The organism is Sporosarcina sp. FA15 (assembly GCF_051550195.1).
Taxonomy (GTDB): Bacteria; Bacillota; Bacilli; order Bacillales_A; family Planococcaceae; genus Sporosarcina; species Sporosarcina psychrophila.
This window is the reverse complement of the sequence record NZ_CP188818.1, coordinates 3,918,501-3,931,551: the sequence shown is the minus strand read 5'-3', so window position 1 is coordinate 3,931,551 and position 13,051 is coordinate 3,918,501. Positions and strand designations below refer to the sequence as shown.

Genomic DNA, 13,051 nt, shown 5'->3' with positions numbered 1-13,051 from the left:
CTCCATACTTATAATGAGTGAGATACTGAAATATAGCTATTTGTTAATTGGATAGCTCCACCTGATGCGAATAGGGCAATCTCTTCACAGACCTTATCTGGATAAATCAGGCTCGTTACAGCATAAGCACCCTCATTCAAGAATATTTCAATAGAAGAAGAATCTACAATAATACGCAATTTCATCTGATTTGTAACTTGCAGGTTCAACTCTTGGCGATTCGAAAAGTTTTCCGAGAATGTAATCTCTCCCGAATTCTTTCTATCCAACGTGACATAATTCGTCTCTGCATCTATCGTTAGCAACGTTTTTTGGCTTTCCGTATGGGACAACTCGACACCGAATTGCTTCGCATCATGATTATCAATCGTTAAAACAATCTCCACACTCGACTTATCCACCGCAAACGTTTTTGTCTCTTCGCCGTTGATTAGCACATCGTCAATTTCAACAACTTTCGTAAAGTATGAATCTAGTTCCTTGACGGGATTTTGAACGACCAGTAGCTGATCTCCAACATGTTGTAACGCTAACGTTCTCGGCAACGTCATCTGGCTTCTCCAACCCTCAGTCGGTACTTCGTTGGCATAGCGCCAATTACTCATCCAGCCCAGATATATTCTTCGACCATCCTCAGTAGGAATATCTGAAAAACTAACACCAGCATAATTGTCTTTTCCAAAATCTAGCCATTGAATCTCTTGATGGTCAGCTGTAAAAGTAGAGCCATCAAAAGAACCTACAAAGTATTGCGTTCTTGAGCCACTATCAAATTGAGGGTTGTCCCCAATACTGACCAATAACACCCACTTCTTCTCTTCACTATTATCCACGACTAATTCAAATAGATCAGGACATTCCCAAACACCATCATGGGAGCCAATATTATCCCCAAACTCACTTTCAAATTGCCAGTCTATTAAATTCGGTGACGAGTAAAAAGTCACCGTTTGTCCTGTTGCTAACGTCATCAGCCACTTTGCCGTTTTAGTATGCCAAAACACTTTCGGGTCCCTAAAATCTACTTTTGTCGGGTGCCCGAGTACAGGATTCCCTTCGTACTTCGTCCATGTTCGGCCTTGGTCATGACTATAGGCAAGACTTTGCGTTTGAATAGCCGTCGTTCCATCAGCCTTATCCAAATGATGCGTAAAAATCGCTACAATTCCTGGCTCATCCGGGAAAAGACCCGTTGTATTATGCCAGTCTACTACAGCACTTCCTGAAAAAATGGTCCCTAGTTCATCTGGATAGAGGGCGATCGGCAATTCCTGCCATTCAATCATATCCCGACTGACAGCATGGCCCCAATGCATGGGACCCCATATGCTATCATTTGGATTATGCTGAAAGAATAAATGATATTCACCTTTAAAATAAACCATTCCGTTCGGATCATTCATCCAATTTTTCTGTGGTGCAAAGTGCAAGGTTGGTCTATACTTCTCAAGATTATAAGTCGGCAATTACTATTTCCTCCTCTGTTAGTTTGAATTTCGGTCATAGCCATCTTGTTTAATTTGTAGCCAAGTAGGGAAATTCAATCGATCTAGCTCCGCCAAATACTCGCCCCACTCTTCTTCTGCCTTTCCATTTTTAATCCACTCCGCTCGTTTTCTGTGGACATAAGCGAATAAATCTGCTTCGATTGTCGATAGCTCTTTTAACTCATCAAGAGAGAAAAATACTTTCGGATAAATATTGTCGGCATTCATATGCGGTGACATGACTTCCTTCATTAAATCCAATCTTTCTATTGCGTCATCTGGCTTTGTCGTAACAGTGCCATAGTATTCATCAAGAATAGCCAATGGTCCGCCAATATTTGTTTTTTGTCTTAGCTCAACGGGGGCAGTTCCTTCCAGTGCAAGATGTTTTAGCTTATTGGTATTCTCGTCAAACTCAAAGATATTTTGTTGCTCTGTATCTCCATAAGTTCCCCAGTTATTTTGCACAGATTGCACAGGATCATAAAGTTGGTCAATCCATTTAGCTGTTAACTCTAAGTTTTCATTGGCACTTGTGATAACCATTTTCCCTCTGTCAAAGCCCATGCCATTTGTGCGCGCAACATGGATATTACCTTCAGCATCAGCAAGCGGAGGCATCAGTTCATAGTGATCGTTGTCGCCACTAATGTTCGCTTTATCCCACGTGAAATATAAACCATATTTCTCGTCTTTTCCTTTTGCCACATACGTATTGAAGTCTTGTTCAAAAGCTTCTTCATCAATGAGGTTATTTTTATACAGGTCCGCAAAGTACATCATGGCATCACGGTAACCTTCGTCTGCTGCTGTAAAGATTACTTCACCGTCGTTGGAAACGACCGTGTGATCCCAATTATCCCCCAAGCCAAATGGATTGAACAAAAATGCAAGATCCTCCCCACCTTTGTTAATGATGAAAGAAAGCGGGATTTCATCGGCTTGTCCATTGCCGTTTGGATCGTCATCTTTGAAGGCTAGCAACACTTCTTTTAACTCTTCTACATTGGTTGGCATGTCCAATCCTAAGTTGTTTAGCCAATCCACGTTAATCCATGGAAACGTGTCAATGGAGTGAATGTTTTCTTTACCTGCTCCTAATTCCTCAATCCAAGGGAATGCGTAGATATGGCCATCTGTTGCCGTAATCATAGACCTGTATTCCGGTTTTGCTTCTAATACCTTTTGCAAATTCGGCATATACTGGTCGATGAGATCTTCCACGGGAATAATCGTGCCATCCTTCCCTAATTTTTGAAGATCATAGTCACTGTAAGCGGCGTCTAGAATAGCATCTGGCAAATCACCACTCGCAACCGTCAAGTTTCTCTTTTCAATAAATGAATCAGTCGTATAGTTTTTCCATTCAATATTGACACCCGACTTTTCTGCTAATCGTTTGTAAATTAGCTTTTCATTCGGGTCTGTCGGTGCTAAAGGTGAGCTTTGTGTCATGAATTTTAAGCTCACTGCTTCTTCCAATGGAAATGTGATATCTTTTAGCTCATAAGCTTCAGATGACGTGCCACTATCTTTGCTACATCCCGCAAATAATAATCCCGTCACGAGTAAAGCTGATAGTGCCTTGTTGCTCTTTTTCATACTAAAACCCCCATTTTTTTATTTTATTGAACCAACCATTACGCCTTTTTCAAAATACTTCTGGAAGAAAGGATACATAATGATTAGAGGTAAACTAGAAAGAATAATAGATGAGTATTTAATCATTTCCGACATCTTTTTCAACTCTGCCATGGCAAGCTGATCGCCAATCATACCAGGCTGTACTTCATTTTGGATAAGAATCGAACGTAACACCAATTGCAATGGATGCAATTTAGCATCCTCTAAGTAAATCATGGCGTCAAAATAAGAATTCCATTGTCCTACAAAGGCATATAAGGCAAGAACAAAAATAATCGGTTTAGATAGCGGTAAAATAATCTTGAAGAATATAAGTAAATCAGATGCCCCGTCGATTTTTGCCGCTTCCTGTAGTTCCTTAGGAATGGCTTTGAAATATGTTCTAGCTAAAATAATATTCCAGACACTAATCGCACCTGGCAAAATAATAGCCCATATGCTATTTAACATCCCTAGATCCTTGATCACTAAATACGTCGGGATTAAACCACCACTGAAAAACATTGTGATAAGGAAGAAAATCATAATGACTTTCGTACCCCTAAAGCCCTCAACCGATAATGGATAAGCAGCTAGTATGGAAACAATAACTGTCACCAAAGCAAATCCAACGGAGTACAGAATCGAGTAAAAGAACCCTCTAATAATCGCTTCGTTTTGCAAAATTTTCACATAGCCTTGCACACTCCAATCGTCCGGATTGAACGATATGCCTTTACTTAGCAAAACGTTAGGTTCTAAAAATGAGGCTAACAGCACATAGAGCAAAGGCAACAGAATAATCAACGTCGCAATAATGAGGAAATACTTATTTATCATGAGCAGAAATCGATCTTTTTTCGAATAATTCATATCTCTATCTTGTCCCCCTTTTAATAAAGACCTTCACCTTCATTAAGTTTTTTAACTACGTAGTTCACAAAAATAAGCAAAATCACATTGATAATGGAGTTAAATAATCCAACTGCCGATGAGTATGCATAGTCTCCGGCTTGTAGCCCCACTTTGTAAACATAGGTTGCAATAATTTCAGACGTTGGAATATTCATGGCGGTTTGCATCAAATAGGCTTTCTCAAATCCAATGCCCATGATTCCACCTGCCGCCAGGATAAATAGAACAGCCATCATAGGTTTTAATGTCGGAAGATCGATATGCTTTACTCTTTGCAACAATGATGCTCCATCAATGGTTGCTGCATCATGTAGCTGAGGATCCACATTAGAAAGCGCTGCCACATAAATGATAGAAGCCCAGCCTGCACCTTGCCAAATACCCGAAAGAATATAGATGGATACAAATGCATCTGGATCAGACATGAACGAAATCGGCTTGTCCATGAAAAACGATAAAATCGTATTAATAGGTCCCGTTGGTGACAAGAAGATAAATAGCATCCCTGTAATAACAACAACCGAGATAAAATTCGGTGCATACAGAATGAGTTGAATATTTTTCTTAATGGATGCTCGTTTCACCTGATTCAACATTAATGCCAGAATAATCGGTACCGGAAATCCTAACACTAACCCGAAAACACTTAGTTTAAGCGTATTCATAAAAATGTCTCCGAAGTTGGGGGACGTTAAAAATTTTGTGAAATGGTCAAACCCTACCCAATCACTTCCCCATATCCCTTTCATAGGACTAAAATCTTTAAAGGCAATAATTGATCCGTACATTGGAATATACTTAAAGATAATTGTCAAAATAATCGCTGGAGCTAAAAATAAATACAGCATATAGTTTTGTTTCATATACTGAAACAAACTTTTTCTCTTACGGGATACGTTTGTTTTTGAATCAGTAATCATCTCTATACATAGCCCCCTTAAGTATTTTTTGATTTGTGAGTTAATATTATGTTAACCGCTTTCATATGTCAACCGCTTGACATAAAATAAAATAAAAAAACCTAATCCCATGAAAATTAGGTCGTCTCATTGATTAATAGCTGAACTGGCAACACCGTTTCATACGGACCTGAAAGTTCCGAGTTATCAATCATATCCATCAACTTTGTCACAGATGTTTTAGCAATCTCCTCGATCGGTTGTTTAATTGTCGTGAGCTGAGGTAATAAACTTCTGGTCGTTTTCGTTCCATCATAGCCGATGACCTTTAGTTGCTCAGGCACTTGGATGTTCAATTCTCTAGCAACTTGCAAACAAGCAGCCGCCATCAGATCATCACTGGCGAATATACCATCTGTTTCGGGACGTTCCAATAAAATTTTTCTGATTGATAATACAATATCTTCTTCATCAAACTGCAGTTCATATGTAACGGGATTATCGACCAGATCCTCATAAGCTTTTCTTCTATATTGGGTGGGGGTTTCTAATTCAAGAGGACCATTAATATGAATAATTGACAGACATCCTCGATCGATTAAATGCTGAACCGCCAATTTTCCACCCATATAATTATCAGAACCGACTACAGGTATTGTCGGTGCCAAGTAATGGTCAATCGCAACAATCGGGAGCTTCGGATACTTATACGTATCGATTCCCCGGTTATACGAACAAACAAGAATACCGTCTACTTGATGTCGAATCAGCATCGTCGAATAAGCCTTCTCTTTTTCAAATTGCCCTGAACTATTACAAAGAATAATTTTATACCCTAAAGATGAGCAGATATTTTCAATATACAACGATAATTCTCCAAAAAAAGGATTACTAACCGTCGGAACGATTAGTCCGATAAAATTCGTTCTCTTTTTGAACAGAGACCTTGCAACGTCATTCGGGTAATAATCCAATTCTTCGATGGCGTCCTCTACTTTTTTCTTCGTCAGCTCACTAATGTAACCTCTATTATTCAATACCCGAGATACAGTCGTTGGGGACACCCCGGCTGCTTTCGCAACATCTTCTAATTTAACTTTCATAATATGTCTCCTCATATATAAAGTATATTTATTCCCAATATTAATTACATCTTAGCATATATTACTATTTAGTACGGGCCAAGGAAGCCATTTACAAGCAAAGTCGTAAGATAAAACGCAAAAACCCCGTCCTTCTTCATCGACGGGTTTTCTTGTCTATGCTGCGTTATATAGGTTGAAATAAAGAATTCCATTGAATCCGCTATGGTGGGAGGCCCCCCTTGGAAGGCTTCTTCGCTCAGTTTTAAAAAAGGCACTGGCACTAAAACAATCATGTCATTTCAAACAAATGGGATTGTTTGAACATTCACGACTGAACGAGTGCCTGTCACCTTTTTTCTGCCCCCTTGGAATACAGCTCTTTTTCAATTTGCACCCACGCTTTTAACTGTTCCCGCCCTGGGTATGATTCTTCGTATTTTTTATGTTCTTCCAACAACTCAATTCCTTTTTGAGTTAAACGGGCTGCATTTAGAGAGAATTCATCATTTATCCTTAAAACTCTCTCTAGATACCCTTTGTTCTCTAAAAAAAGATAATGTTTTCAAACTCTCTTTCTTTTAACCCGTAATCATTTGCTTTAGGTATGAAACTTTTCCTATGAGTTTCCCTTAAAATGCTATAACCCGCTCTCAACCAAGTCCCACCTTTGATAAACCGTAATGACGGTACGAAAAATGTATACTTTTCACTTCAGCAGGCAGAAATTAAAGTGCTAAAAGAGTGAATACATTTTCGGTGTATTTTTATTCTCCCTTCAAAAAAACTTCTATGCATTTAGTTCTTCAATTGCTTTTTTACTGCATTAAATTCGATTGGATATATTGTCTCATTTCGTCTACATCATCTATCTCTCTTTTAGGCAGGATATAGGAACTCACTGAACTATTGTAAAGAAAGAAATATCCATCGTCTTCTTGAAAACTTGTAATGCCTAACCAAGTTACTTTTGTTTCTTTATTTGAAGACGTATCCATTAATCCTTCTTCCATCAATTTCAGTTGATGATTCCCTATTAGGCCATCATTGTTACCTTCTTTAATCATTTTCTTAGCATTACGGGCAATGAGGCCATAAAAATACTTCGGATAAAACATAACCCATAGAATACTCGTTACTAAAAAAATGATAAACAGCGGTAGAAACGACATGTCACTTATCAAGGAGTAAATATAGGAAATAATGATAAAGAATAATGGCGTTATAAACCTTTGTAACGCCAACGCCCGCTTACCAGTTTTAGAATTTTTGATGTGATACAAATTGAAGTGTATGTAATCTTCCTCAGTTAACTTGTAGTGTATTTCCATTGTAATCTCCTTTTTCTTTAAATCATCTTTTCCGTGACTGCCACCGAAAATTTACTGTCTAGGATTGAGAGGGATGGACACTCCCTATCTACTTTCCCAATTTTCTTTCAAACCTAAAGTAAGAATATATCCTGTATAACACTGGAAGTAAGGCTATAATTGAGACCCACTTCATCGAACCAAAAGCAAATCCGATACTCACCAAGACTGCGGCGACAAACAAAAAGTTACCCGGAAAACCGTTAAGCGGTTGATTATCTAAGAAAAGTCCTCTGAACCCTTTCAAGTCTTTTACATAACAATCTTCATGATAAGCGACTATAACAAAAAATAAAGTTGCGGTTACTAAATCTCCCCTAAACTTAATTTCTTTAGAACACTTTTCACAGTAAACAGCCTTAGACACCGTCATCCCACCTTTCAAGCATTCCAGTCACCTGTTTCTTTTTCAAAAAACTAAGCTTTGTCTCGGATAATACAATCGCTCCAAGAATAAGAATCGCTCCAATACCCATTTTCACCGTCATCACTTCACTTAAAATCGCAACGGAAAATGCCATGCCCCAAAATGATTCGGTAGATAGAATGATTGCTGCTTTTGTTTCTGTTATGTACTTTTGGGCAACTGTCTGTAATAGAAATGCGATTGTTGTCGAAAAAACTGCCAGATAGAGGAGTGGAATCAAACCTTCCGTTTGCGTAGAAAAAGTTGTTTCACCTTTAAATACTACAAACAGACACCCGATGACTGCTGCTGCCATCATTTGAATAATCGTTAGCTGGATAGGGTCCTCGTCTTTTACAAATTTAGAGGTGTAGAAAATATGGAAAGCAAATCCAACTGCACAGCATAATGTTAGTAGATCCCCTACGTTGACTTCAGAAGAGAATTTAAGTGATAGTACCGCTACTCCGATTATCGCCATAAATGCCCCACCGAGTTCAAAAATATCGATTTTCTTTTTATAAATGACGAGCCCTATAAAAGGAACAATAACTACATTGATAGCAGTTAAGAATGCATTCTTTGAAGGAGTCGTATATTGTAAACCTACCGTTTGAAGAGCAAAAGCGATATAGAGGAAAATCCCTAATATCGACCCTTTTATAAATGTGCTTTTCTTTATCGTTTTTAGCCGTTTATTAAATACGATTCCTAAAATGAGTACGCCGATTAAAAAGCGCCCTGCCAGTATTTGATACGGCGTGTAGTATTCCAAGGCTACGGCACTGCCCACAAACCCGCTGCCCCAAATAATTGCTGTAATGATAAGTCCAATTTCCCCAATATATTTCCGCATATGATGCACCGCCGTTTTTATATCTAGTGTACCAAATCAGATTGATGAATGGACTATGTTGTTAGACAAATCTTTCAATAATGTTCTTGAGTTTTCCACTGGTGCTTAAATGCACACTTTCACCCGCCCATAATGACATGAATTCAGTATCCCCTTGCTTTGCCGCCTCTTTACGAATCTCTTTTGTTAAATCATTCTGAAATGGGTACGGAGCAATGATTGCTTCATTCATTTCACTGATGAAGCGGTTGCTAATTCCGCGTGCCATTTTACCGGAGAACGCCTTTGTTAACACTGTACATCTTTTATCCGCGTCCAAAACTGCCTGCTTATAAAGCGGATGTGCACCACTTTCGTCAGCAGCTAGAAGTACAGTTCCGATTTGAACAGCTTGTGCCCCGCTAGCTAACACATCCACCATTTTTTCTTTACTTGCAATGCCGCCCGCTGCAATAACTGGAAGTCGAACGGAGGAGACTACTTTCAGCAGTAATTCATTCAATGAAATCAATTTTAATTCGCCTACAAAGGAACCACGATGCCCACCTGCTTCACTACCTTGTACTACAACCGCATCCATTCCCACCTGCTCCGCCAGTTCTGCCTCTTCTATTGAAGTCGCTGTCCCTATTAGAAATACATCATTTCCCTTCAATAATTGCACAGTTTTTTCGTCCGGCAGTCCGAAAGTAAATGAACAGACTTTCACACCTTCTTCTATTAGTACCTGAACTTGCCCTTCAAATTCCGTTTTTGAAAATGGCGTATTCCACTGAGGAATCCCGAGTTCCTTACCTATCGGTTGGAGTGCTTCATATGCCCCCCGTAATTGCTCCTGACTCGGATTCACCGTTTTTGGAACAAACAAATTCAACGCAAATGGCTTCATCGTAAGACTTTTCACTTCACGAATGAAATTCCGCGTCTCTTCGGCCGAAAGATACCCAGCCCCAATTGAACCGAGAATCCCCGCTTCTGCAGATGTTGCTACAAACTCTGGCGTCGTCACACCCGCCATTGGTGCTTGGATGATTGGATGCTCGATTCCTAACATTGCCATCAAATTCAGCTTATTCATTCGACTCTCCTCCAATTCTCTGCGTTCAACGTAAATACCGCTATATATGTTGGACAAATGAAACCTATATTAACCAAATGAAGGCGCCTCACAAGGGGTAGGCAACCGAACAACGAAGAGTTCGGTTTGTATAATTTCTGCGTTCTTTGCAGAAATTATATAGTTAATGACAAGAGGTTATTCCATATAGGTTAAGGGGTACCTCATCTCTCTTAGGGCGAGAGGCATCCCGAAGCGAATTCACTAGAATTCTTTATTTTAATCTCTATAGTACCCATTATATAGAAAAAAAGGTAGCTAAGTCAGCTACCTTTCACTTTTTCTATTGGATACTAAGTAGTAAAGCTAAATAACTTGTAAAGATGAAAAGAATACTCAAAATGAAAGTTACGATTACCGGTGCTTTCTTAATAAATGAGTACACAGTTAAAACGACGAAAAGAATCGCTAACAGTATAAGAGAGAGACCTGTGGCATCTGCTACAAGTTCGACATTCATTCCTTGCTGAAACTGACCTTGATAAAAGAAACTGAACAGCTTGGAAAGTCCTTCATTTTTCAATATGTTTTCGCTAGGCGGCGATTGTTGACCTAATGCAGCCGTTATCGAAAAAACAACCAAAATAAGTATGCTTTCCGCTCTTATCCAAGGTATTGGATTAAAGTCATTATCCTTAAGTAACTTCTTTCTAATAAGTATGCTGTTGATCCCTGCATATACCAGTAATGGAATGATCGTTAAATGTTTTAATAACAATAATTGACCATACGGAAGCATCCACGCATTGGCATATTCATTAAACTCCACTACAAATGTCATTAAAATAAGTCCTGACACAAAGGTGATGCTAAAACAAATAATGGCAACAGGCGAGAACCATTTCAAGAAATTCAACCAGTTTGAATGATCTTTTGAAAACCAGCTAACAACAAGCAAGATTCCTACCCAAATACTCACCGCTGTAAAATGGCTTGTATGCGTTAAAAATCCTTTGACATGATCAAGGGAACTAGCGTGACTAGCCCAACCAATTCCCATGATTAAAATGACAACAAAAATGATTCCTATATAAGAGTAGATTGGTTTCTTACGATCATCAAACCAAACGATAAAAATGAATAAGACATTGACAACTAGAAAAGTGAAAATCCATGCTTTGCCGACTTCAAAAGTAAGTAGAACTGTCTGTAGTGTTTCAGAAAGCCCCATATTCTCGTACAAATATATGATTAGCACTAAAACAGGCGCAAATGAGAAAACTGCGATACCGATTGTAGCTATAATTTGTACACTTCTTGGTATGTTTACTTCCGGTCGAAAAGAACTCGGTACTAGAGCTATAAGAAAACTTCCTATAAGAAGCGATACGCAAAGATATAAAAGTATTTCACTAACAATTACCATAAACATTTATTATTTTTTTCTCCTTAACCCGACGAAAATCCCCATAATAATTGCAATTAAGACAATAACGATTACAGGAATGAGATAAGAAGGTAATTGACTTTGTTCATTTGTTTTAGTATCTTCAACATTTTCTAATGGTGTTTCATCTTGATTTACATCTTGTGAATTGGCTTCGGCTTCGGATTCATTTTCAACTGCTGTTTCAGATACAGGAACATCTACAGTGAAAGAAAATTCTCCTGCAATCGGATGACCATCTGCTCCAATAATATTCCAAACAACTGTATAGTCACCATTTTCCAAGGCATTTGTAAACGTCCCTGTCATTTGCGTATCTGCTATGGAAATATCTTCAACTGGAATAGATTGGCCATTTGAATTACTGACCTCTAACGTTCCGCCTTGTTCGATTTTCCCTTCGTAGGTTAAGGCTATCTCGCGCATTTCTTCTGTAACAACTTCTCCATCTTCTGGGGAAGACGTTTCTAACCCTGTATGTGCCAGAGCACTGGTAGTAAAAGTAAACATGAAGACAAATGTAATTAATAATAACTTTTTCACTGTAATTCCTCCTAATTTAATTGCTGATTAAAACTATGGACTTAAAAACTTGAAGATAATCAAATCAATTTCAGTGTAGCTTTTCGTTGTGAAAAATTCGTGAAGTGTTTTTATTCCTTATACTATTACGAGTAAAGCAATCCCGTTTTCAGCCTATCGGTTTGTAACATACCCCGTCTTCTCGATGATTGCCTGTCCTTGGTCAGACAAAATCCAATCGATGAATTCCCCGATATGTGAATTATCACTGCCCGCAGTCACGGCATAAATATCAGCCGTAAGAGGATAATCTTCGGACCGGATTGTTTCTGATGACGGTTCAACCCCTTCAATTTGAAGCAATCGGATTTTATCGTTAGTGACCATTTCGGTTGAATAATATCTGAATGTAAAGCCTAATGCATTGTTGTAGTTCGTATAGTCCGATACCTCATTAATAATTCCTCCCATAAGATCAATCACATTTTCAACAGGAGGATCCATGATCGGCACGTCACCCATCAAGTTTTGAAGTGCAGTCTGACTGCCGCTGTCTTGTGGCCGCTGGAATGCCCGTATCGCTTTTTTCTTTCCGCCTACGTCTTTCCAATTTGTTATTTCTCCGGAATAAATCCCTTTGATTTCATTCATCGTCAAGGTTTTTACAGGGTTTTTCGCATTGACGAAAAAAACGAACGCTTCTTTACCGATTGGTGTCAGCGTTAATTCTTTGCCAGCTCGTTCTGCTGATGCCAATTGAGTAGAAGAAGGACCTGCTACAAAAATTATATCGACTTCCCCATCAATGAGCTTTTCGTAGGCTACGTTTGTCATATTCGACATCACTTCACTGTTATAGAGGTTGTATTCCTTTTCTGGATAGACTGCCTGTGCGAATCCAGCATACATTGGGTAAAGCGCGGTCGCACCATCTATGACAGGTAAATCCGATTCCAGCTTCAAGGTCGCTGGCTCGTCCAGTTTCATAGCTTTCGTCCCAGATGCGAACGGACTGTATTGTTGCAGGTTCACTTCTGTATCCTCCAACCTGTCCAAGTTCTGCTTATATATACCGGAAGCCGTGAAAGACAATGCCACAACGGCTATCAGCGCAGCAACGCCATAAAAAGCTTTTTTTCCGTTCGGATATTTCGTCCAACCTATCGTTTTGAATAGAATCAGAACAACCAGTATTACGTAGATTGCAATAAGCAAAGGTATTATATAATACATATTCGGCGTTATGAATAAAACAGATATAAAAGCCAATGGCAACGCCACTATCGTCGCCGCTACAATAATCATTAGGATGGTTGCAATCATTAGGATGTTTTTCAAGCTGAGTCCCCCTTAGTATTAAAGCATTTCTGTATAGCGAACCTCATTT

12 protein-coding genes are annotated in these 13,051 nt (G+C 38.9%); all 12 read right to left on the bottom strand.

Translation table 11 applies throughout. The annotated features are described in order from the left end of the window. Positions 1 to 8 precede the first annotated feature (8 nt). The 12 genes from ACP8HG_RS18625 to ACP8HG_RS18570 all read right to left on the bottom strand — a co-directional run bounded on the left by ACP8HG_RS18625 (position 9) and on the right by ACP8HG_RS18570 (position 13,002). On the bottom strand, positions 9 to 1,466 hold the full coding sequence (locus ACP8HG_RS18625) for a glycoside hydrolase family 32 protein (protein ID WP_187046481.1): 1,458 nt from the start codon (positions 1,464 to 1,466) through the stop codon (positions 9 to 11). Positions 1,467 to 1,484: 18 nt separating this feature from the next. Then, on the bottom strand, positions 1,485 to 3,089 hold the full coding sequence (locus ACP8HG_RS18620; protein WP_187046480.1) for an extracellular solute-binding protein: 1,605 nt from the start codon (positions 3,087 to 3,089) through the stop codon (positions 1,485 to 1,487). Between the two features lie 18 nt (positions 3,090 to 3,107). Next, complete coding sequence (locus tag ACP8HG_RS18615) at positions 3,108 to 3,983, bottom strand: carbohydrate ABC transporter permease (protein WP_187046479.1); 876 nt, start codon at positions 3,981 to 3,983, stop codon at positions 3,108 to 3,110. 20 nt (positions 3,984 to 4,003) lie between these two features. Continuing rightward, complete coding sequence (locus tag ACP8HG_RS18610; protein ID WP_342539510.1) at positions 4,004 to 4,945, bottom strand: ABC transporter permease; 942 nt, start codon at positions 4,943 to 4,945, stop codon at positions 4,004 to 4,006. A 116-nt stretch (positions 4,946 to 5,061) separates the two neighbouring features. Beyond that, on the bottom strand, positions 5,062 to 6,027 hold the full coding sequence (locus ACP8HG_RS18605) for a LacI family DNA-binding transcriptional regulator (RefSeq protein ID WP_187046477.1): 966 nt from the start codon (positions 6,025 to 6,027) through the stop codon (positions 5,062 to 5,064). 797 nt (positions 6,028 to 6,824) lie between these two features. Continuing rightward, positions 6,825 to 7,337 carry a YcxB family protein gene (locus tag ACP8HG_RS18600; RefSeq protein WP_438297560.1) on the bottom strand — a complete coding sequence of 171 codons (513 nt, stop codon included), beginning with the start codon at positions 7,335 to 7,337 and terminating at the stop codon, positions 6,825 to 6,827. An 88-nt stretch (positions 7,338 to 7,425) separates the two neighbouring features. Then, positions 7,426 to 7,743 (bottom strand): hypothetical protein, encoded by a 318-nt coding sequence (locus ACP8HG_RS18595; protein WP_438297558.1) that lies wholly within the window; start codon positions 7,741 to 7,743, stop codon positions 7,426 to 7,428. Next, on the bottom strand, positions 7,736 to 8,638 hold the full coding sequence (locus ACP8HG_RS18590) for a DMT family transporter (RefSeq protein ID WP_438297556.1): 903 nt from the start codon (positions 8,636 to 8,638) through the stop codon (positions 7,736 to 7,738). The genes ACP8HG_RS18595 and ACP8HG_RS18590 overlap by 8 nt, the downstream gene beginning before the upstream one ends. Positions 8,639 to 8,699: 61 nt before the next feature. After that, entirely contained in the window at positions 8,700 to 9,716 is a 1,017-nt protein-coding gene (locus tag ACP8HG_RS18585) for an NAD(P)H-dependent flavin oxidoreductase (RefSeq protein ID WP_438297554.1), read from the bottom strand. Positions 9,717 to 10,038: 322 nt separating this feature from the next. Next, positions 10,039 to 11,127, bottom strand: coding sequence for a copper resistance D family protein (locus ACP8HG_RS18580; RefSeq protein ID WP_438297552.1), 1,089 nt, complete (start codon positions 11,125 to 11,127; stop codon positions 10,039 to 10,041). Between the two features lie 3 nt (positions 11,128 to 11,130). Continuing rightward, positions 11,131 to 11,685 carry a copper resistance protein CopC gene (locus ACP8HG_RS18575; RefSeq protein WP_399630376.1) on the bottom strand — a complete coding sequence of 185 codons (555 nt, stop codon included), beginning with the start codon at positions 11,683 to 11,685 and terminating at the stop codon, positions 11,131 to 11,133. A 153-nt stretch (positions 11,686 to 11,838) separates the two neighbouring features. Beyond that, a complete protein-coding gene (locus tag ACP8HG_RS18570) occupies positions 11,839 to 13,002 on the bottom strand; it encodes a PstS family phosphate ABC transporter substrate-binding protein (RefSeq protein ID WP_438297550.1) in 1,164 nt (387 codons plus the stop codon). Positions 13,003 to 13,051: the final 49 nt, after the last annotated feature.

Coding starts and splice junctions, on each gene's coding strand:
- ACP8HG_RS18620 (WP_187046480.1), bottom strand. CDS start 3,089: ATGAAAAAGAGCAACAAGGCACTATCAGCTTTACTCGTGACGGGATTA.
- ACP8HG_RS18590 (WP_438297556.1), bottom strand. CDS start 8,638: ATGCGGAAATATATTGGGGAAATTGGACTTATCATTACAGCAATTATT.
- ACP8HG_RS18615 (WP_187046479.1), bottom strand. CDS start 3,983: ATGAATTATTCGAAAAAAGATCGATTTCTGCTCATGATAAATAAGTAT.
- ACP8HG_RS18585 (WP_438297554.1), bottom strand. CDS start 9,716: ATGAATAAGCTGAATTTGATGGCAATGTTAGGAATCGAGCATCCAATC.
- ACP8HG_RS18580 (WP_438297552.1), bottom strand. CDS start 11,127: ATGTTTATGGTAATTGTTAGTGAAATACTTTTATATCTTTGCGTATCG.
- ACP8HG_RS18605 (WP_187046477.1), bottom strand. CDS start 6,027: ATGAAAGTTAAATTAGAAGATGTTGCGAAAGCAGCCGGGGTGTCCCCA.
- ACP8HG_RS18600 (WP_438297560.1), bottom strand. CDS start 7,337: ATGGAAATACACTACAAGTTAACTGAGGAAGATTACATACACTTCAAT.
- ACP8HG_RS18610 (WP_342539510.1), bottom strand. CDS start 4,945: ATGATTACTGATTCAAAAACAAACGTATCCCGTAAGAGAAAAAGTTTG.